Here is a 21,006-nt window from a genome sequence, read left to right on the forward strand (position 1 = left end):
CGGGGGGTGGCGCGCCGCCCCCCCGGGCAGCTCGCCGCCAACCCTGGGGGAGGGAAGATGCGACCTCGCCTGCCGGCGGCGCCGCCACGGCCCCTGCCACTGCGGTCACGGCCCCTGCTGCCCCTGCCACTGCGGTCACGGCCCCTGCTGCCCCTGCCACTGCGGTCACGGCTCCTGCTGCCGCTGCCACTGCTGGCGCTGCTGCTGCTCGCGGCGCTGGCCGGCTGCGGCGGCGAGGAGCCGCGCGCCGAGCTGACCGTCCGGGTGCTGGTCCGGGACATCAACATCCGACCCGAGGGTGTCGAGTGCGCCGGCACCGGGCCGTACACCTACTTCCACAACCGGGCGGCGTACCGAGTGGTGGACGGCGACGGAGAGACGCTGGCCGAGGGTGCGCTGCCGCCGGGGAAGTCGGTCCGGACCTTCACCGAGGATCTGGAGGTGTCCCGCATCCCGACGTTCTGCGAGTTCGCCGTACCGGTGACGGTGGCCGACCGGAAGGCGTACCGACTGGTCGTGGACGACCGCCGGCCGATCGAGCTGACCCGGGACGACAGCGAGGGACCCGCGCTGGTCGCGGTGGTGCCGTCGTGACCCGCCGGCACCGACTCGCCGTCCTGGTCGGGCTGGTGATGACTGCCACGGTGGTCGCGGCCGGCTGCACCGGGGACGGCGGCGGCCGCGAGCCGGCCCCACCGACCGCCGGCGGCGCCGCCGTGCTGCCCGGTCCGGCGCCGGCCGACCTCGCGCTGCGTCCCGCGCCGACCGACCTGCCCGGCGCGCCGAAGGCAACCGGTACGCTCACCGACGGCAGTCCGCTCGCGCTGGCGGACCTGTGGGTTGACCGGCCGGTGGTGCTGACCTTCTTCACCTCCTGGTGCAACACCTGCGCCGCCCGGCAGGACGGCCTCAGCCAGCTCGCCCGCGAGCTGCGCGACCGGGTGGTCTTCGTCGGCGTGGCCGGCGACGACGAACCGGACGCCCTCCAGGAGTACCTTCGCGGGCACCGGGTGGAATATCCGGTACTCGTCGACGCCGACCAGCGCGTCGCGCGCGCGTACGCGGTCCGGGAACCTCCGGCGGTGGTCGTCGTCGCCAAGGGCGGCACGCTGCTGCGCGGCTGGCCCGGCGGGGTGGAGGCGACCGCCCTGGACAGTACGTTGCGCACACTTGTACTCGCCCCGTGACCACCACTGGACCGACGGAGACTGGGATGGACACCGACCAGCCGATGAACCCCTACACCGGTGCGCCGAACGGCGACGCGGTGCCGCACACCGGCACCGACGGACTCGACGCGGTGTGCCGGGTGGTGGCCGCCGCCGTACCGGCGTACGCGGCCCTGCCGCTGACCACCCGGGCGGAACTGCTCCGCCGGATCGGTGCCGCGCTGGAGGGTTCCCGGGACGAGATCGTGGCGCTCGGCGACGCCGAGACCGGCCTCGGTACGCCCCGGCTGCACACCGAGCTGACCCGTACCCGGGTGCAGCTGGAGATGTTCGCCGACGCCGTGGCGGAAGGGTCCTTCCTGGAGGCGGTGATCGACCTGCCGGATCCGGATGCGCTGCCGGCACCCCGGCCGGACCTACGCCGGATGCTGGTCCCGGTCGGCCCGGTGGCGGTCTACGCCGCGTCGAACTTCCCGCTCGCCTTCTCGGTGCCGGGCGGCGACACCGCCAGCGCGCTCGCCGCCGGCTGCCCGGTGGTGGTGAAGGCACATCCCGGTCACCCCGGGCTCTCCGACCTGTGCGGTGCGCTGGTCACCAGCGCGTTGGCCGAGGGGGGCGCCCCGGTCGGCACCTTCGCGGTGGTCCGGGGGATGGAAGCCGGCCGGGAGCTGATCACCCATCCGGCCATCGCGGCCGGCGCCTTCACCGGCTCCGCCGCGGGCGGTCGGGCGCTGGCCGACCTGGCCGCCGGCCGCCCCGACCCGATCCCGTTCTACGGCGAACTCGGCTCGCTGAACCCGACCGTGGTCACCCCGGCCGCACTGGCGGCCCGGGGCAACGCGATCGCCGAGGCTTTCGTCGGCTCGGTCACCATGGGCTCGGGCCAGTTCTGCACCAAGCCCGGCCTGCTCTTCCTGCCCGCCGGGCACCACCTCGACGGGGTACTCGGCAAGGCGGTCGGGGAGGCGTCGCTCGGCCCGCTGCTGAACGCCCGGATCCGCGACGCGTACCAGGAGGGGGCCGCCGCGCTGGCCGCGGTGCCCGGGGTACGCACGGTGGTGCCGCCCGCCCCGGTCGAGGAGCCGGGCTTCCGGGCCGGCGCACAACTGCTGGCCGTCTCCGCCGGTGACCTGGTTCGGTATGCCGACCGGCTGCTCGAGGAGTGCTTCGGCCCGGCCGCCCTGCTGGTCGAGTACGCCGACGAGGCGGAACTGCTGGCGGCGCTCGCCGTGGTCCCGGGCGCGCTGACCGCCACCGTGCACGGCGAGGAAGCCGACGAGGTGGCGGCCCGGGTGGTGGAGCTGGCGGCCCGGCGGGCCGGTCGGGTCATCTGGAACGGCTGGCCGACCGGGGTGGCGGTGACCTGGGCGATGCAGCACGGCGGGCCGTGGCCGGCGACCACCGGCTCGTTGCACACCTCGGTCGGGGTCACCGCGGTTCGCCGCTTCCTGCGTCCCGTCGCCTACCAGGGGATGCCCGACGAGCTGCTGCCGGCAGCCCTGCGCGCCAGCAACCCGCTGGGTATCCCGCGCCGGGTGAACGGCGAACTTTCGCTGCCGTCGTGACACGGCGAACTTTCGCTGCCGTCCTGGGACGGCGAAGTCTCGCTGCCGTCGTGACCGTGCGGGGGTGCCGACCACCGGTCGCCGGAGATGTGATTCGGCAGATATGACGGATTCATGCGGATTAAGCTTGGTGAAGACGGGCGTCGGAGTCCTGGCGCACCGGCAGACCACACCGCAGCAGGAAGGCCGACGTGCTGACCAGCAACCCGCACCCGGGTGTCCGGAGCAGGCCGGCGTACCGCCGTCGTAGCGCGCCGCCGCACCAGGCCCCACCGCACCGGGCCGGTCGGGGCGCTCGGCGCGGCGGCCCCGGCACGCTGCCGATCCGGGTGACGGGGCGGCCGTGAACCGCCCGGCGGTCTCGGTGCTGTTGGTCAGTTGGAACGCCCGGGAGCAGACGCGTCGCTGCCTGGACGCGCTTCGCGACGCCAGCGACGGCGCCCTCCCGTTCGAGGTGGTGGCCGTCGACAATGCCTCGACGGACGGATCCGCCGAGATGCTCGCGGCGGATCCGTTGGTACGGCTGATCCGCAACCGGTGCAACGTCGGCTACGCGGCGGCGGTGAACCAGGCGTACCGGCAGGCCGTCGGTGAGCTGATCCTGCTGCTCACCGGCGCCGTCCGGATCCGTCCCGGCGCGCTGGACCTCATGGCCGGCTTCCTCCGCGACCGGCCCGACGCCGCCGGGGTCGGACCGCTGCTGCTCGACCCGGACGGGACGATCCGGCAGCCGGACCTTCCGCTGCCGGGGTTCCGCTCCGTCGTCGGTGCCGGCGCCCCGTCGCTGCGCCGGCTCCCGGGCTTCCGGCCCGCGCGGCACCGGATCCCGTCGGGCGGCGACGCCCTGACCCGGCCACGTCAACTCGCCTCCTGCGACTGCCTGCTGCTCCGCCGCGAGGTGCTGGAGCAGGAGTGGGTCCTCGACGAGCGCTTCCCGGTCCACGGGCACGGCCTGATGCTGGCCCGCTCGCTGCGGGACGCCGGGCACCGGCTCTGGACGGTTCCGCAGGCGCTCGCCAGCCGTGACCCGGGTACCTCCGGCCGACTGCTCGGCACCGCGTCGGGTAGCCGGCACCGCGTCGGCGGACTGGTCCGCTACCTGCGACTGACCGAGCCCCGGCACCGGCTGGCGGTGTTCCGGCTCGTACTGCTGGCGGAACATCTCGGCAGGCGGATCGGCCGCCGCCGGACGGGCATCGGTCTGCGCGACCTCGCGGCGGCACTCCGGGGCGACGTCGGTGCGCTTCCCGAGGGCGACGTGCGGCCATGGTCGGTACTCTCCGGCGACGGCCAGTGGGCTGCCGAGCACTACTTCCGGATCGTCACCGGGGAACGCGTGGACGACCGGCGGATCCTGCTGGTGCACCGGCCGCGCCGGCTGCGCGGGCGGCGACTGCGGGTCGAGTTCGACGGCTCCTCGATATGGCAGGCCACGCCGCCGGCCCTGCTGTCCTTCGGCTGGCGCTGGTGGCCGGTTCGGTGGGTCAACGGCTGGTTCGCCGCCGCCGAGGTGCGACGCTGGCTGCACGAGCAGCCCGGCTTCCGGGTGCTGCGGCTCGACGACACCAGCCGCTACCTGGCCGGCCGGCTCGACGAGGACGAGGTCGTGGCCGCGGCGCCGCCGCGGTTCCGACCGCTCTCCACCGGCCGGTACGCCCCGCTCGGTGTGGCGGACCCACTCCCGGACCCCGGTCCGGCACCCGCGCTGCCCACCCCGACCACCTGAGGCCGCCCCACCCGAGCCCCCCGGAGCTGTCGGCATGCTCGGCACCTGAGGCTGCTGCCCGCATGCTCAGCGGAACGAGCACCCGAGCGGCGTCACCGGTCGACCCCCGTTGCCGGCCGGCGCGGCACGAGATGTGTCGCGGGCCCCGGGACGGTTGGTCCCGAGGCCCGCGAGGCGTCCGCTTCTGCTCAGCCGACCGGGTCACCGGTACGGCGTCGGCGGGTGGACAGCAACAGGACGATCCCGAGCGCCGTCACTGCCGCACTGAAGCCGATCAGCGGGCGTACCGGATCACCGGTGACCGGAAGTGGTGGCACCCCGACGTACCGGAAGAAGAGCGTGTTGGAGACGCCCCCCGGCGTGCCGACGGTGATCGCGGTGTCCCCGGGCGGGCAGGCCGGTGCGCGGAACGTCAGCGAGGTGCCGTCCTGGCTGACAGTGACCTCACCTGCCGGGATGGTACGACCACAGATCGTCACGGTGGTCTGTCCCGGCACGAAGCCGATACCGCCGACCGTCACGACCGGGCCACCCACAGTCGGCCCCTGGCCGGGATCGACCGTGTTGATGACCGGGGCCACCGCCTGGTAGTCGAAGCCGTCCTCGGCGACGGCGTCGGCGCCGGGTAGCAGCACGGTGACGTCGACCGTGCCCGGCGTGCCGGGCGGGGTGGTGACGGTGAGCGAGGTGCCGTCCGGGTCGACTACCAGGTCGGTGCCGGGGTTGCCGCCGAAGTCGACTCCGGTGGCGCCGGTGAGGCCGGTGCCGGTGACCGTCACCCGGGTGCCCCCGGTGCTCGGCCCGGCCGGCGGGGAGACCGACGTGACCGTCGGTCCGATGTAGCCGAAGGTGCCGCCCGCGGCGGTGCCGGCCGGGAAGACCAGGCTGACGTCGGCCGGACCGGCGGCGTTCGGCGGGGTGACGACGGTGATCGTCGTGCCGGCCGGGTCGACGGTGAAGCCGGTGCCCGCGACGCCGTCGAAACTGACGCCGGTGGCGCCGGTGAAGCCGGTGCCCGTGATGGTGACGGTGGTGCCGCCACTGGTCGGGCCGGAGGTCGGGTCGAGCCCGGTCACCACGGCGTCACTGCCGTCGGCGAGGTAGGTGTAGTCGAGTGGTTCGGCCGAGCCGCCGGGGGTGGTGACTACCACGTCGGCCGGGCCGATCGGGTTCGCCGGGGTGACGGCGGTGAGGGTGGTGCCGCCGGGGGCCACGGTGACGTCGGTGGCGGGTACTCCGTCGAGGGTGACGGTGGTCTGGCCGGGTACGAAGTTGGTGCCGGTGATGGTGACGGTCTGGCCGCCGGACTGCGGTCCGGAGTCCGGGTCGATGGCGGTGGTGGTCGGCGCGGCCGCCTGGTAGGTGAAGCCACCGGGCGCCGCGGCGTCGGCGCCGGGTATCAGCACGAGGACGTCGACGGGTCCGGGTGGGCCCGGCGGGGTGGTGACGGTGAGCGACGTGCCGCTCGGGTCGACCACCAGGTCGGTGCCGGGGTTGTCGTCGAAGGTGACTCCGGTGGCGTCGGTGAAGCCGGTTCCGGTGATCGTCACCCGGGTACCGCCGGCGCTCGGGCCGGTGTCCGGCACGATCGAGGTGATCGTCGGTGCGACGTAGCTGAAGGTCGGCGCGGTGACCCGGCCGGCCGGGAAGATCACCTCGACCAGGGCCGGACCGGCCGGGTTCGGCGGGGTGACGACGGTGATCGTCGTACCGGCCGGGTCGATGGTGAAGTCGGTGCTGGGCAGCCCGTTGAAGTCGACCGCGATGGCGCCGGTCAGGCCGGTGCCGGTGATGGTGACGGTGGTGCCGCCGCTGGTGGGGCCGGAGGGTGGGGTCAGCCCGGTGAAGGTGGCGTCGCTGCCGTCGGCGAGGTAGGTGTAGTCGAGTGGTTCGGCCGAGCCGCCGGGGGTGGTGACTACCACGTCGGCCGGGCCGATCGGATTCGCCGGGGTGACGGCGGTGAGGGTGGTGCCGCCGGGGGCCACGGTGACGTCGGTGGCGGGTACTCCGTCGAAGGTGACGGTGGTCTGGCCGGGTACGAAGTTGGTGCCGGTGATGGTGACGGTCTGGCCGCCGGACTGCGGTCCGGAGTCCGGGTCGATGGCGGTGCTGGTCGGCGGCGCTGGTGCCAGCGGACGTTCGCAGGTCGCCTGGGCCACGACCACCGTGCCGACCGGGATGGTCACCGGTTCACCGGCCACGGTCCCGGTCAGGGTGAGGGCGGCCAGGATGGCGGTCGCCGCCGCGCCGTCCGCGGTGGTGGTCTCGGTACGCGTCAACGTCGCGTTCAGCGCAGCGTCTAGCAGTCCCGGTACGGCGACGGCCCCGCTGCCCTGCACACTGGGGCCGTTCGCGGTCAGCACCACTGTCTGACCGAAGAGGAGGATCTCGGCGAGCGTGGTCTCGGCGGTCTGCGCCCCGGTCAGTGGGCAGGTGACCACGGCGGTCGCCTCGGGTGCCTGGATCACGTCGATGCCGAGCACTGTCAGGTTCAGGTCGGTGACGGCGGAGAACGCGGAGGATTCGGTCGCGCCACGGGTGGCGGTGACCTCCTCCACGGTGCCCGAGGCGGTGACCCCGGTCGCACCGGTCAGGGAGATGTCCACCAGGGTCGAGGTGTCGGTGCCGCCACCGGCTGGCGCGACCGCGCTGCCGATCACGGCGTCGGCTTCGATCACCACGAGACCGCCGACGGTAGCCGAGAGGTCGACCCCCAGCCCTCGGGCGCTGGCGGAACCGGGTTGGGCCAGCGCCGGTGACTGGAGGTGCAGTACGGCAGCGCCGGCGACCAGGGTCACCGCCAGGATGGACAGCTTTCTCCGAATGGATGTCACGTTTCCCCCGTGGAAGTCAGGCGGCAGCGAGTGGAAGACGCCTGTTCACACGCGCCCTTCCATCCGCAGAACGACCCGAAACCGGACAGGTTACGCGAATCTGTACTGAAAGTATCTATACCATGACTCTGTGTTAGTCGCGTCCGCTTGCCCTCGCTGGTCGGTGGTCCCGGCGCCTGGTAAATCCGGCATTCCATCCTTTTAGTTATCAAAACTACATAAGCTCGCCGGCATGTCGAGACCCTGGATCGCGATCGCCGCCGTACTGGGTGTGGGCGGAATCGTCGCCGGCTCCTATCTGCTCGTCGACGCCGTCGCGGACTCGCGCGCCCCGCGGCAGTCGACGGCGGCCGTCGCGCCGACCGCGACCGGACCGGTTCCGCCCGAACCCACTCCGACCGTCCGGGCCGCCGACCCGGGCGACCGTGCGGCATCGGACCTCGTCCGGCGGCTCGGACCCGAGCCCGGTGGACCGTTCGGGGCGAGGATCACCAGCGGGTCAGCACAGGTGGCGCTCACCTTCGACGACGGTCCGGACCCCCGCTACACCCCGCAGGTTCTCGCACTGCTGCGACGGCAACAGGTCAGGGCCACCTTCTGCGTGGTCGGGGTCAACGTGCGGGCCCATCCGGAACTGGTCCGGGCGATCGCCGACGACGGCCACACCCTCTGCAACCACTCCTGGTCGCACGACGTACGCCTCGGCCGTCGGTCCCCGGCCGCCATCATGGCGGACCTGACGCGTACGAACCGGGCCATCCAGGCCGCCGCGCCGGGGGTCGAGATCGGGTACTTCCGGCAGCCTGGTGGTGCCTGGACTCGGGCCGTGGTCGCGGTGGCCGGGCGGCTCGGCATGACGTCACTGCACTGGGCGGTGGACCCGCGGGACTGGACCCGGCCCGGCAGCGGCACGATCAGCCGCGTCGTGACCTCCGGTGTGCGTCCCGGCTCGATCGTGCTGCTGCACGACGCCGGCGGCGACCGGCGGGAGACGGTGAAGGCCCTGCACCCGATGATGACCAGTCTCCGTCAGCGCTTCTCGCTGAGCGCACTGCCGGCCGGCAACGGCCGCTCCGTAACCCCCTGACCCGGCCGCTCCGTGGCCCCCTGACCCGGCGGTGCCGTGGCGAGGCCCGGCGCCGGCTCGGCGGGAACGGTGGTCGCGGACGCGGTCCGGAGGTGCACTTCGGAAACCGCGCCCGACGTACCCCGGTGGCCGGCATCCGGTCGTGGCCGGCACGCTCTCACCATTACGTGAGGCTGTATGGTTCTCGGATCTGGCTGGCGGCCCCCGCCGGCCCGCCGAGACGTCGAGGGTGACATGGAGTTCTTGAGCAGTCCCGAGCTGTGGGTGGCGTTCGCGACGCTGCTGCTGCTGGAGGTCGTGCTGGGCATCGACAACGTGGTGTTCATCTCGATCCTGGCCGGCCGGCTGCCCGAGCATCAGCAGGCGCGGGCCCGCACCATCGGGCTGTCACTGGCCCTGGTGACCCGGCTGCTGCTGCTGGCGTCGCTCTCCTGGGTGATCGGGCTGACCGCGCCGCTGTTCACGGTCGTCGGTCAGGAGATCTCCGGCCGCGACCTGATCCTGCTACTGGGCGGGTTGTTCCTGCTGGGCAAGGCGACCTACGAGATACACGAGCATCTGGAAGGTGCCGAGCACGGCAAATCGGCCCGGGCCACCTCGTCGTTCGCGGCGGTGATCGCGCAGATCCTCGTCCTCGACATCGTCTTCTCGCTCGACTCGGTGATCACCGCTGTCGGCATGGTGGACCAGTTGTTCATCATGGTGGCGGCGGTCGTGGTGGCGATGGTGATCATGCTGGTCTCGGCCGGTGCCGTGAGCCGCTTCGTCAACACCCACCCGACGGTGAAGATGCTGGCCCTGTCGTTCCTGCTGCTCATCGGCGCCAGCCTGATCGCCGAGGGCTTCGACCAGCACATCCCGAAGGGCTACGTGTACGGCCCGATCGCGTTCTCCATCTTCGTCGAGTTCCTCAACCTGCGGGTCCGGGCCCGCCAGCAGCGCAGCGCGGCACAGCGCGGCGCGGCACAGCCCGTGCACCTGCACCCCACCTACGTGAAGTCACCCTCGACCGAGGCAGGTATCCAGGCCGAGGCGGGTATCCGGGCCGAGGCGGGTATCCGGGCCGGGGCCGAGGCCGAGGGCGCGACCGGGAAGTCGGGCACCCCGGCCGACTGAGCGGCGTGCCGGTGCCGCCGGTCGGTCGGCCGACCGGCGGCAGGCGTCTGTGGCCGTACCGTCCGGCCGTTGTAAGGTTCCGGCGGAAGGGGACGAGGCGCGGAGGTGGACCGTCGTCGACCAGACTCTGTTGCGGATCGGTGAGGTGGCGGCTCAGGCCGGCGTCTCCCCGCGTACCGTCGACTTCTACACCAGTCTCGACCTCATCACCCCCGCTGCCCGCTCCGGCGGAAACTACCGGCTATACCAGCCCGAGGTGGTCGAGCGGATCGCGACGATCCGGGCACTGGAGGCGCACGGAGTGCCGTTGCAGGAGATCGCGGCGGCCCTGCGCCGACCGGTAGCCGACGACCTCGACGCCAGGCTCGACCAACTCGACAACGCCCTGCACGCCCTCCAGGCCGCCGCCCGGCACAGCGACGAGCACGCCAACGGGCTGCTCACCGCGATCACCACCCGGGCGCACGCACTCATCGCGACCGCGCTGGACCTGACCGCCGGGCTGCCGCCACCCGGCTGAGCGCATCGCCGACGGCTCGCGCGCCGGCCGTCGACTCGCCGCCTTGCCGCCCGAACTCGTCGCCCCGCCGCCCCGCCGTGCGACCTCGTCGACCCTGCCGGGCAGCCCCGCCGACCTTGCCATGCGGGACCGCGACCCTGCCGCGTGACCGTGCCGACCCCGCCCTTCGACACAGCCCCGCACGACGAACGCACAAACTCCGGATCAGGTCAGCAAACGACAACAGTCGACGAGTTCTGCGACGGGCGGCAATCCCAATTTCCGCGCCGCCTCCACGGGGCCGGAACCGGGACTCACCGACCGGTCGTCGCGTGGTACTCGTCGACGATCTCCTGCGGGATACGCCCACGATCCGATATCCCCCGGCCGGACTCCTTGGCCCAGGCCCGGATGGCCTTGTTCTGTTCCCGGGTTCCGGCCGCACCGCTCCTGCTCCGGGCCGAGCGGCCACCGACCGCCGCTGCGCCCCGACCGAGGCGCTGGCCGGATGCCGTGTACGGCGCGAAGGCGTCCCGCAACCTACCAGCGTTCTTCGCGGAAAGGTCGATTTCGTACTGCACCCCGTCGAGGGAAAACCTGACGGTTTCGTCGGCGTCGCCGCCGTCCAGGTCATCGACCAACTTGTGGATTACTTGCTTAGCCACGCCCCGACTCCTCCCGTTGGCTGGTCTCTGTGCCGGACTTTACCCCGCACCACCTCCATAGGACCAAGCGAGTGTTCGCACCAGGCGGAAAAAACTGACCGGGTAGTCAGTTCCGCAAACGGTACGAGCGACTGTGTGGGGGCCTGCGCGAATGCGGATGCCGAGTGCCGGCGGTCGGGACGACAGGGTGAACTTCCTGCCCAGGGTCCGGCTCGTCCGGATTGACGAGCCGGTGTCGCCGGCGAGGGTGGCGGAGCGGCGGGAATGACATGATCATATTGGCCACGATGATCAGATCGAGCCGCCGCACCTGTCGTGTGCCACGCGTCGGGAAGTGCGGAGCGGGTGTTGATTGTGGACGGAAAGCGGGCGTGATAGCTTACGGTCCGGCACAGCGCAGGGCGCGCGGCTCGCACCGACGAGTGCGTGATTTCGGATATTGAAGTCGGTGCTCAGACGGGGCGAGCAGAGCAATGGCGACCGACGCTGCCAGGCGTGGCGACCAATGGGGCCGCGGATGCGGGCAGCGGGGCGCACCTGCGTCCACCGGCAAAGTCCGGTGCCGCGAAGGCATTTCCGTTTCCCGCACCGGTGTCCCCGAACGGTTGACGGGCCCAGCCGAACAGGTCCATCCCCGGTTGGTGGGCCGCCCCGGGCTCACGTCTGCGGCGAACCGGCCGGCGCCCACCGCCCTGCCCGGCGACGCTTCGCACCCGGATCGGAAGTAGGACAGTAGTGAGCAGTCTCCGCGCGGCCGACCCCGCCCTGGACCCCGATCTGGCCGTACTGGACTCGCCCCTCTACCGGGCGGCCAAGGTGCTGGTCGCGACGCTCGCCGTGGCGTACGCGGTCAGCACCCTGATCCCGTTCGGTGGCCAGCGACCCGTCTTCCTGGACACCTGGTGCTATTCCGCGGTGCTGGTCGCCGCCGCACTGCTGGCGCTGGCCCGGCCGATCCTGGTTCGGCAGAACCGGCTCGCCTGGGGTTGCGTCGGGGCCGGGATCGCCTCGTGGTCGGCCGGCGACATCTACTGGGCGGCCAACTTCGCCAGTGCCGAGGCCGGTGACATCCCGGTGCCCTCCCTCGCGGACGTCTTCTACGTGGGCCTCTACCCGCTGGCGTACGTCGGCTTCATCGCCCTGGCCCGGGCCACCGTACGTCGCCTACCCGCCTCGGTGTGGCTGGACGGCGTGGTCACCTCGCTGGCCGCCGGGGCGGTCTTCTCGGCGGTGACGCTCACCGACGTGCTGCCGACCAGCGCCGGTGCGGCGTTCGGGGAGACCGTCACCAACCTGAGCTATCCGATCGGCGACCTGGTGCTGACGGTCGTCGCGGTGGCGGCGCTGGCCATGGTGCGGTGGCGTACCGATCCGGTGTGGTGGCTGCTGGGGCTGGGTGCCGGGGCCTTCGCGGTGGCCGACACGGCATACCTGTTCAGCCTGGCCGACGACACCTACCAGGACGGTACCTGGATCGACGGAGTGTGGATGGTCGGCCTCGGCCTGATGGCGCTGGCCGGCTCGCTGCGCCGCCGCCGCCGGGTCGACGAGGTGAAGGGTTTCGCCGCGCTGCTGGTGCCGATCCTCTTCTCGCTCTGCGCGCTCGGGGTGCTGATCGTCGGCACGCTCGTACCGCTGCATCCGGTCTCGATCGTCCTGGCCGGCGGGTGCCTGGTCGCGGCGGGCGTCCGGACGGCGCTCACCTTCGAGCAGACCCGCGAGTTGACCCGTACCCGGGTCGAGGCGACGACGGACGAGCTGAGCGGCCTGGGCAACCGGCGGGTGCTCGACTCGGCGCTGCCCGGCATGCTCGGCGGCCTGCCGCCGGGCGCGGCGCTGCCGCTCACCATCGTGAGCGTGGACCATCTGCGGGAGATGAACCGCACCCTCGGGTACACGGCCGGCGACACGATCCTGCACACCGTCGGCTCCCGGTTGCGTGCGGCGCTGCCGGGCGATGCGGTCGCGGTGCGGCTCGGCGGCGCGGAGATCGCCATCCTGCGTACGGTGGCGGCCGGCACCCCGGAGAGCATCGCCAGGGACACCGCTCACCTGCTGCGCAGCCTGGGCAGTCCGGTCACCGCCGGCCCGGTCCCGGTGCGGATCGAGCTGAGCGCCGGGGTGGCCATCGCGCCCGGGCACGCGACCACCGCCGCCGAGCTGATCCACTGCGCCGCCGACGCGTTGCACGCGGCGAAGGCGAACCGCTCGGAGGTCGAGATCTACGATCCGAGCCTGCGCGGCGACCTGAGTTCGCACCTGCTGCCGGACCTGTTGCGCGCCGTCGAGAACGAGCAGCTCTTCGTGTACTACCAGCCGAAGATCGAGTTGGCGACGCGCCGCCCGGTGGCGCTGGAAGCGCTGCTGCGCTGGCGTCACCCGGTCTACGGCTGGATCGAGCCGGAGCGGTTGCAACGACTGGCGGCACAGGTCGGACTGACCCGGCAACTCACCCGGCTCCTGTTGCGGTCGGCGACGGAGAGCTGCGCGGCCTGGCGTGCCAAGGGCTACGACCTGGGGGTTGCCGCGGACATCTCGGTGGCCGACCTGCTCGACTCCCACCTTCCGTACGACGTGGCGAAGATGATCAACAAGGTGGGCATGCCCTCGGCGGCGCTGACCCTGGAGATCGCCGAGGAGGTGCTGCTGGTCGACGCCCGCCGGACGGCGATGGCGCTGGGTCAGTTCCGGCACTTCGGGGTCCGGCTCTGCCTCGACCACTACGGCCGGTCGGCTCCGTCCCTGACCCGGTTGCGCAGCACGCCGGTCGACGAGCTGAAGCTGGACCCGTCGTTCGTCGAGCCGATGCTCGACAGCCCGCAGGACGCCGTCGTGGTCCGCTCGACCGTGGAACTGGCCCGGTCCCTGGGCATGCCCACCGTCGTGGCCGGGATCGCCTCGCCGGTCCTGCTCGACGCGGTCGCCCGGTCCGGTTGTTCAGGCGCCCAGGGCGGCCTCTACGGCGAGCCGGTGAGCCCGGAGAGCCTGCCGGCCTGGCTGGCGTCGGCGCACCGGGGTCCGGTCGAGCACCGCCAGCCGACACCCGCCCAGCACCAGCACAGCCAGCCCCAGCACAGCCAGCCCCAGCACGGCCAGCCCCAGCACGGCGTGGGAAATTCGCCCGGCGGTCCGTGGGCCGGCCGCTAACGTGGGCCGATGAACCTCGATCCGGTGCTGCACAACCGGGCGGCCTGGGACCGGCAGGTCGACAAGGGCAACGAGTGGTCCCGACCGGTCTCGGCGGAGACGGTCGCCAGGGCCCGGGCCGGCGACTGGTCCGTCGTACTCATCGGTCATCAGCCCGTGGACCGGGCGTGGTTTCCGGCTGACCTGGCGGACGCGGACATACTTTGCCTGGCCTCCGGCGGCGGGCAGCAGGGCCCGACGCTCGCCGCCGCCGGTGCCCGGGTCACCGTCTTCGACAACTCGCCCCGGCAGCTCGACCAGGACGAGCTGGTGGCCCGGCGGGACGGTTTGGCGCTGCGGACGGTACTCGGCGACATGCGGGACCTGTCGGTCTTTGCCGACGACTCCTTCGACCTGGTCTTCAACCCGGTCTCGAACCTCTTCGTCCCGGAGCTCGGCCCGGTGTGGCGGGAGTGTTTCCGGGTGCTGCGGCCGGGCGGCGCGCTGCTCTGCGGCTTCGTCAACCCCGACGTCTACCTCTTCGACCACGAGGCGTTGGACGGGCGCGGCGAGCTGCTGGTGCGGCACCGGCTTCCGTACAGCGATCTCACGCACGTGCCGGCCGAGGAACGCGAGCGGCTGTGGGGGCCGGACGCACCACTGGAGTACAGTCACAGCCTGGCCGAGCAGATCGGCGGTCAGCTCGCCGCCGGTTTCGTCGTCGTCGGATTCGCCGAGGCGCCGCACCACTCCGACGCCACCGCCGGCTGGCTGCCGGGCTACTTCGCGACCCGCGCGGTCAAGCCCGATCCGGCCGGTGCCACACCGCCGCGCTGACCCCTTTGCTCTCGCCCGGTCCCCGCCCTCGACGTCGGCCTCGACGGCGCGGCGTCAGGGGTTGGCGGCCAGGAACAGGAACGCGGCGCAGACGGAGAGGTGTACGGCGCCCTGCAACACGGTGGCCCGGCCGGGCATCACGGTCAGGATGCCGACCCCGGCGGTCAGCGCCAGCAGGACGATCTGGGTCGAACCGAGACCGAGCAGTAGCGGGCCGTCCAGCCAGAGCGAGGCGATCGCGATGGCCGGAATGGTGAGGCCGATGCTGGCCATGGCGGAGCCGAGAGCGAGGTTGAGACTGATCTGCACCCGCTGGCGGCGGGCGTTGCGGACCGCCGCGATGGTCTCCGGCAGCAGGATCAGCAGCGCGATGACCACACCGACGACCGCGTGCGGCAGGCCGGCGCTGGTGACCCCGTCCTCGATGGTCTTGGACTCCACCTTGGCAAGGCCGACTACCGCGACGAGGGCGGCGACCAGCATGCCGAGGCTGACCAGCGTGGTCGACGTGGGAGGCGCTGCCGCGTGCTCCTCGTCGTCGTCCACCGTGGCGTTGCCGTCCACTGCGGCGTTGTCGTTCACCGCGGCGTTGCCGCCGACCGGCGCCGGTTTCGGTTTCGGCTTCGGTGCCGGCGTCGTCCTGGGCTTGGCGCGCCGCTGGATGATGCCGTCGTCGACCGGCAGGAAGTAGTCCCGGTGCCGGACGTTCTGCACCACCACGAAGAGGGCGTAGAGGACCAGTGACGCGACCGCGGCGAACGCCAGCTGGGCACCGGTGAACTCCGGTCCCGAGGTACCGAGGGTGAAGGTGGGCAGCACCAGACTGAGCGCGGCGAGCGTGACGACGGTGGCCAGGGCGGCGCCGGTGCCCTCGGCGTTGAACGACGTCACCCGACGGCGTGCGGTGGCCACCAGTAGGGACAGCCCGACGATGCCGTTGCAGGTGATCATCACGGCCGCGAAAACGGTGTCCCGGGCCAGCGAGGCCGTGCCGGGACCGCCGGAGACCATCAGCGTGATGATCAGCCCCACCTCGATGACGGTCACGGCGACTGCGAGGATCAGCGAACCGAACGGCTCGCCGACCCGGTGGGCGACGACCTCCGCATGGTGCACCGCGGCGAGTACCGAGCCGGCCAGCAGGATCACCACGACGACCTCGACCGCCGCCGGCAGGCTGCGTCCCCAGACCGCGGCCAGGGCCGCCACCGCGAGTAGCGGGATGGCGGTGGCCAGGCGGTTGACGGACGTACCCGACGTGCTGCCCGCTGGCGGTGTCAATGCACAGTCCCTTCAGGTGACGCTCGACGCCCGCGACGGGCCGGCACGACGGCAACTCTACCCGCCGCCCCGGTCGCCCATGACCAGCACGAACTCGCCACCTGGAGATCGACTGTCGATCGCCGGACTCCGCGTTTCCACTGGGCCGAGCCGGCGTCCCACTCGTTGTAGGTGTACGGGTTGTCCAGCATGTCACCGCGCTGCGCATGGAAGGCGACGTGGCCGTATGGGTTGAGGATCGGGAACATCACCGGCGAGTCGTCGTTCTTGACGAGTACGACGTCCGCCTTCTTGCCCGGCTCCAGGCTGCCCACCCGGTCGTCCAGGCCGAAGGGCGCGGCTGCCGCCCCGGGTGGCCCACTCGACGACCTGCTCGGCGCGCAGATGGCAGTGCGTGACGGTGTCCTGTCGGGCGTGTGCCTCCAGGTGCTCCCGGGAACGGTCCGCGCCGAGCGTGGCCTGCATCGCGGTGAACAGGTCGCCGCTCCACCAGACGCTGGTGTCCATGGAGAGCGAGACCGGGATGTCGTGGTGCCGCAGTTGCCAGGTGGGTGGGTAACCCTGGCCGGCGCTCTGCTCGCTCTCCGTGGAGAGAGCGAGACAGATCCGCCGGTGGCGGCGATCCGGTTGTACGAGTCCCGGGTCAGCGTGACCGCGTGCACGTAGACGGTGGCCGGGGTCATGAACCCGTTCTCGTGCATCAGCCGGATGCCGTCGTCGTTGGTGGCGCCCCAGACACCGGCATGGGTGGTGACCGGTACCCCGAGTTCGGCGGGCTACCTCGAAGGCGGCCCGCTCCGGGAAGGCGGGGTCGCCGTGGAGGTCGAAGGCCATCTGGAAGCCGAGCATGTCGCCCTTGCTCGCCCTCCGGCGCTGCACGACGTCGCGGAACTCCGGGCTGGTCGCCCAACTCCCACGGCCCCTGCTGGATGTTCCCGTACGCCAGCACGAAGCGGCCGGGGACCGCCTCGAGGGCGTCGACGGCGGCATCGGCGTGCTGCGGGTTCGCAGCACATCACGGACGTAGGACGGAGCGTGCGTGGGCCAGACGGTGCTCATACGCCTCAGGCAGGTCCGCGGCCAGCGCCTCGTATAGTGCGACCGCCCGTTCCGCCGCCATGCTTGCCTCCAGCTGCGCGCCTCCCGCAGCCGCGTGGACCTCCGCGAGGTTCAACAGTGCGCATGCGTGTCCGCCGCGGTAGCGAGCCGGATTCTGGGCGGCCAGCCGCTCGTACATCGCCACCGACTCCGCCGCGGCGGCCAGCGCCTCGGCGTGTTCGCCTCGCCGGGCTCGTATGCGGCCGTGATCCGTCAGCGCCTCGGCGAGTCGTCCCGCCAGACCGTGCGGATCGAGCTGGTACCGGCGTCGGTAAATGTCCAGGCACTGCATCGAAGCACTCAGCGCCTCCTCGCGATCCGGTGCCGACAGGGACAACGTGTGCAAGGCGAGCGCGAGCGTCGGTTCATGCTCGTCAGGATCGGCGACCACGAGTGTGGTGAGCAGTGCGACAGCTTCCCGAGCGGCCACCACCGCCTCCTCCGGACGCCCCAGCTCCACCAGGACGCATGCCTTGTTGTTCAATGCTATTGCGAGTTTCGGGCCGTCATCGTGGTGGCGTCGGGCGATTTCGACCGCCTCGGAGTCCGCCGCAAGCGCCTCCTCGACCCGGTTCAGGTTGTGCAGGCTACCGCCGAGGTTGTAGAGCGTGACGCACAAGCCCATGTCGGCCTCGCGGACCTTCGCGCGGAAGTCACTGAGGTGTTCCTCTCGGATCTCATCGTCGAAATCGATGGATTCGAGAAATTCCTCACCAAGTTCGTCGTCGTCAAAGAGATCGTTGACTTCCCGCAACCCGCCATCGGCGAAAAGTTCCCTGCCCACCGGCTGATCACCCGAGTGAAGAAGCTCCTCCTCACCAGGGAACAAGCGCAGGAAACGCTGTTTGCGGTCCACCGCCCGCGCTGCTTGTGCACGATCGAGACGCACCGCTTCCTCTGCGACGGCCACCGCCTCGCGATACCGGCCCAACCGCCCCAGGCCGTTGCCGGCATTGTTCAGGGTGATCCCCAGGACGGACAATCCGAACCAGTCATCGTCTCCATCGACCGCCCGCCTGCGGATCTCCACCTGCTCGGCGATGCTCGCGTACGCCTCCTGGTATCTCCTGACTTCGGCGAGAGCGTCGGCCAGCCGCCCCAAGGCCTGGCCCAGCCGATCGGTGCCGAGCCAGCCCGACTCGTCACCGGCGTCGCGGTGACGCCGCCAGATGCTCACTGCCTCGGCCGCGGCGTCAACGGCTTCGTCGAAACGGCCGACGCCGGTAAGACAGTCGACATATTTGTCGAGTGCGTACGCCAGGGTGAAGCTCTTGGGCCGACCGGGCTTGTCGTCTGGTTGCTGCCGGATCTGACGGATCGCCTCGGCGGCCGAGTCCACCGCTTCGTCGCGCTGCCCGAGCCGCACCAAGGTGTTGACGACTTCGGTTTGCGCATCGTTGGCGAGGTCCAGAGCCGTAACGTCCACGGCCGCCAGGCGCAGGCTCACCGCCTGCTGCTCCTGGCGGATCGGCAACGCTTCCTCGTGACGCTTCAACTTCACCAGAACACTGCCCAGCCGGTCCAGCACGTGGCGGTAGTCGCCGAGTGCGTCGCCGGTGACCTTGATGCCGTCGGCGCGGTAGACGTCAACCGCCTCACGATAAACTAGCCGCGCCAACACATACCAGCTCGGGTACTCCATCTCGGCGCCAAGGCTCCGCAACTTCTCGGCCAGCGCGTACGGGCGGGGCCAGGCATCACGGGGCTGCCCGCGCAGAGTCTCGATCTCCCCTAGAAGAACCTCAGCGTCACGTAGATCGGGACCATCCGCTATGTAGCGATTGCGGCCACTGTCGGGTGAACCGGGATGCTGAAACAACAACTCCGCTGTTATGCGACCGTCCGCCATGGGCCCAGACGATAGCGGAGCCCTACGACATTCCCCCCCCCGGGCACCTGAGGGTGTTCCCGCGCCGATCGTTTGGTGCTCGAAACGCTTGATCTACTCTGCACGCACGCGGGGGTGCCGCGATGGTGGGGTCCGGAGCAGCAGTCTTCTTTGCCTGGATCGCTATCTGTACTCCGCGTACTCGCCATGGTTTGGGTGTACCTGCTCGGCGAGGTCCGGGCGGTGCTGCTGGAGGGCCGGTCGGGTACGCCGGTACGCCAGCCAGCCCATCGCGACGAACCAGGCGTGCAGGGTGACCAGGATGCCGGCCACCGGCAGCAGCACCCCCATCAGCCAGGCGGTTCTCCTGATCTGCGGGAGGTCGCCCAGCCGGAGCCGGACCGCCGTGACGGCGCCGGTGACCACGACTGCGGCTGGCACGCCGTAGTAGACGGCGACGGCAAGGTAGACCGGTATCTCGATCGAACGGGGAATGTCCACCGCGCGCACGAACAGCGGATACAGTGCGGCCAGCACGACGTAGCCGCCCACGCCACCGAGCGCCGCGCCGGCCAGGGCGGTGCGGAGCAGCCGGCCGTAGTCGTGGCGTACCCGTCGGACACCTGCCTCGTCGGCGAGCCGGCGCGCGAAGCCGGCCACGTCGCCGCCGACCAGCTGCGCCGGATCGCCGCCGTCCGCCGCCGCGGCCTCCAGGTCGAGGCGCAGGTCGGCGGCGAGTGTCGCCCGGTCGGCCCGACCGATCCCGTACGCCCGCCAGGCCCGGTCGGCTTCGGCCAGTACGTTGTCGATGGTGTCCACGGTCAACTCCTGGTGGGGTCGTGGTCGGATGCGGTGAGGACGGCGCCGACCGTGCCGGCGAAGCGGTCCCACTGTTTCTGCCAGGCGTCCAGCTGGACTCGGCCGAGGTCGGTGAGTGCGTAGACCTTGCGGGGTGGGCCGTTCGGGCTCGCCTGCTGCTCGTCGGCGACGAGACCGAGGCGACGCAGCCGGGTCAGCAGGGGATAGATGGTGCCGTAGCTGATGACGCCGAAGTCGGCATCCTCCATGCGCCGCACCAGCTCGTAGCCGTGCGCGGGTCGGCGGGCCAGCAGGGCGAGCAGGCACATGTCCAGCACGCCGCGAAGAAGTTGGGTGTGCCGGTCGTTGTCGTCGGCCGGCTGGTGCTCCGCCGCTATGATGCGGAACATAATACCGCCCTATTGGGTGAGGCGATATACCGAAGTCGTACTCGGTTCCGCGACCTCGACGAGTCGGGCCGGGTCAGCGATCAGTCGGGTCAGCGATCAGCCGGCGGCGACAGCCGGACCGTGCGTACGGAGGGAGGGGATCAACTCGACGGGAAGTAGGCGGCGAGCTTGCGGCGGAAGTGGGCCGAGTAGAAGAGGCCGAGCGCCGCGAATCCTCGGAAGCAGGCGGCGGTTCCCGTGCCGGCGTCCACCACCACCGGGCGGGCCATGGCGGCGAACCGGACCACCTGCCTCCGTTGGGCCCAGTCCACCGCCGCTGGCTCGACCTGGGAGCCGACCAGCGCGGGAAAGACCGCGACGCCGCTCTGCATGCCCCGCAGTTGCCCCTTGCGGGCCACCACGTAGTCCAGGGCCGAGATGGTGAACTCCTCGATGGCCCTCGCCGTCACCAGTGGCGCGGGTGCGGCGAGGGTGAACAGGTGCAGCTTGGTGGCCATCCACTGCAACCTGAAGTCGGCGCGGTAACCGACAAGGACCGGCAGGCCGTTCCAGTCCTCGGTCCGTACCTCGCAGCCGTCGGCCTGGAGGCGCTGCGCCGTGCCGTCCAGATAGGCCCGCACCGGATCCGGCGCCGTCGCGTCCATGTTGCCCCCACAGCCCTTCCCGCTTCGGCCGGCCCGGCCGGCCTGGCCGGGCAAAGCCCCGGCATTATCCGGCCACCGCCGGTCACTGCCCGGCTGACCCGTCATTCAACGCCAGCATGCCCGGCCGTGTCGAGCCGGCAGCCCGGCGGTGGCCTTCGAGCGCCGCCTCGGACCGGCGGCGGTGGACCGGAGCAGCGGGCGGACCGGCCCCGGAATCCGGGTATATTCGGGGCGTCAACGGGACGGGGGGACGACCGTGCGGACACGGCGGTACGGCCTGCGCTGCAAGCACACTTCCACCCGCCCCGGCCAGGCCACTGCCT

General features: G+C 71.5%; 17 protein-coding genes. 9 read left to right on the top strand and 8 right to left on the bottom strand.

The window, feature by feature from the left end; genetic code table 11:
* Nucleotides 1-57: 57 nt before the first annotated feature.
* From O7626_RS11605 to O7626_RS11620, 4 genes are all read left to right on the top strand, one after another.
* Nucleotides 58-594, top strand: a complete 537-nt coding sequence (locus O7626_RS11605; RefSeq protein ID WP_278061167.1) for a hypothetical protein — start codon at nucleotides 58-60, stop codon at nucleotides 592-594.
* Nucleotides 591-1,187: a TlpA disulfide reductase family protein gene (locus O7626_RS11610; protein WP_278061168.1), complete on the top strand. Its 597-nt coding sequence runs from the start codon at nucleotides 591-593 to the stop codon at nucleotides 1,185-1,187. Before O7626_RS11605 ends, O7626_RS11610 begins: the two co-directional genes overlap by 4 nt.
* A gap of 26 nt (nucleotides 1,188-1,213) precedes the next feature.
* Nucleotides 1,214-2,734: an aldehyde dehydrogenase (NADP(+)) gene (locus tag O7626_RS11615; protein ID WP_278061169.1), complete on the top strand. Its 1,521-nt coding sequence runs from the start codon at nucleotides 1,214-1,216 to the stop codon at nucleotides 2,732-2,734.
* 343 nt (nucleotides 2,735-3,077) lie between these two features.
* Nucleotides 3,078-4,460 (top strand): glycosyltransferase family 2 protein, encoded by a 1,383-nt coding sequence (locus O7626_RS11620; protein WP_278061170.1) that lies wholly within the window; start codon nucleotides 3,078-3,080, stop codon nucleotides 4,458-4,460.
* A 188-nt stretch (nucleotides 4,461-4,648) separates the two neighbouring features.
* Here O7626_RS11620 and O7626_RS11625 read toward each other — a convergent pair whose 3' ends face one another.
* Complete coding sequence (locus tag O7626_RS11625; RefSeq protein WP_278061171.1) at nucleotides 4,649-7,294, bottom strand: IPT/TIG domain-containing protein; 2,646 nt, start codon at nucleotides 7,292-7,294, stop codon at nucleotides 4,649-4,651.
* Nucleotides 7,295-7,526: 232 nt separating this feature from the next.
* Here O7626_RS11625 and O7626_RS11630 point away from each other — a divergent pair, with 232 nt between their 5' ends.
* The 3 genes from O7626_RS11630 to O7626_RS11640 all read left to right on the top strand — a co-directional run bounded on the left by O7626_RS11630 (nucleotide 7,527) and on the right by O7626_RS11640 (nucleotide 10,017).
* On the top strand, nucleotides 7,527-8,381 hold the full coding sequence (locus O7626_RS11630; protein WP_278061172.1) for a polysaccharide deacetylase family protein: 855 nt from the start codon (nucleotides 7,527-7,529) through the stop codon (nucleotides 8,379-8,381).
* 234 nt (nucleotides 8,382-8,615) lie between these two features.
* Entirely contained in the window at nucleotides 8,616-9,497 is an 882-nt protein-coding gene (locus tag O7626_RS11635) for a TerC family protein (RefSeq protein WP_278061173.1), read from the top strand.
* Nucleotides 9,498-9,642: 145 nt separating this feature from the next.
* Complete coding sequence (locus O7626_RS11640; RefSeq protein WP_278061174.1) at nucleotides 9,643-10,017, top strand: MerR family transcriptional regulator; 375 nt, start codon at nucleotides 9,643-9,645, stop codon at nucleotides 10,015-10,017.
* A 293-nt stretch (nucleotides 10,018-10,310) separates the two neighbouring features.
* Here O7626_RS11640 and O7626_RS11645 read toward each other — a convergent pair whose 3' ends face one another.
* Nucleotides 10,311-10,661: an Lsr2 family protein gene (locus O7626_RS11645; RefSeq protein ID WP_278061175.1), complete on the bottom strand. Its 351-nt coding sequence runs from the start codon at nucleotides 10,659-10,661 to the stop codon at nucleotides 10,311-10,313.
* 735 nt (nucleotides 10,662-11,396) lie between these two features.
* Between O7626_RS11645 and O7626_RS11650 the strand changes: the two genes are divergently transcribed.
* Together O7626_RS11650 and O7626_RS11655 are read left to right on the top strand one after the other, a co-directional pair.
* A complete protein-coding gene (locus O7626_RS11650; protein WP_278061176.1) occupies nucleotides 11,397-13,808 on the top strand; it encodes an EAL domain-containing protein in 2,412 nt (803 codons plus the stop codon).
* Nucleotides 13,809-13,817: 9 nt separating this feature from the next.
* A complete protein-coding gene (locus tag O7626_RS11655; protein ID WP_278061177.1) occupies nucleotides 13,818-14,624 on the top strand; it encodes a class I SAM-dependent methyltransferase in 807 nt (268 codons plus the stop codon).
* Nucleotides 14,625-14,678: 54 nt separating this feature from the next.
* Here the strand turns inward: O7626_RS11655 and O7626_RS11660 are convergent, their stop codons facing one another.
* The 6 genes from O7626_RS11660 to O7626_RS11685 form a co-directional block, all read right to left on the bottom strand.
* On the bottom strand, nucleotides 14,679-15,905 hold the full coding sequence (locus O7626_RS11660; protein ID WP_278061178.1) for an ionic transporter y4hA: 1,227 nt from the start codon (nucleotides 15,903-15,905) through the stop codon (nucleotides 14,679-14,681).
* Nucleotides 15,902-16,219 (bottom strand): hypothetical protein, encoded by a 318-nt coding sequence (locus tag O7626_RS11665; protein ID WP_278061179.1) that lies wholly within the window; start codon nucleotides 16,217-16,219, stop codon nucleotides 15,902-15,904. The genes O7626_RS11660 and O7626_RS11665 overlap by 4 nt, the downstream gene beginning before the upstream one ends.
* 701 nt (nucleotides 16,220-16,920) lie before the next feature.
* Entirely contained in the window at nucleotides 16,921-18,852 is a 1,932-nt protein-coding gene (locus O7626_RS11670) for a tetratricopeptide repeat protein (RefSeq protein WP_278061180.1), read from the bottom strand.
* A 162-nt stretch (nucleotides 18,853-19,014) separates the two neighbouring features.
* A complete protein-coding gene (locus O7626_RS11675) occupies nucleotides 19,015-19,650 on the bottom strand; it encodes a hypothetical protein (protein WP_278061181.1) in 636 nt (211 codons plus the stop codon).
* Nucleotides 19,651-19,652: 2 nt separating this feature from the next.
* Nucleotides 19,653-20,039: a PadR family transcriptional regulator gene (locus O7626_RS11680; protein WP_278061182.1), complete on the bottom strand. Its 387-nt coding sequence runs from the start codon at nucleotides 20,037-20,039 to the stop codon at nucleotides 19,653-19,655.
* A gap of 140 nt (nucleotides 20,040-20,179) precedes the next feature.
* On the bottom strand, nucleotides 20,180-20,683 hold the full coding sequence (locus O7626_RS11685) for a levansucrase (protein ID WP_278061183.1): 504 nt from the start codon (nucleotides 20,681-20,683) through the stop codon (nucleotides 20,180-20,182).
* Nucleotides 20,684-21,006 lie beyond the last annotated feature (323 nt).

The sequence above is a fragment of the Micromonospora sp. WMMD1102 genome, from assembly GCF_029626265.1.
Classification (GTDB): domain Bacteria; phylum Actinomycetota; class Actinomycetes; order Mycobacteriales; family Micromonosporaceae; genus Plantactinospora.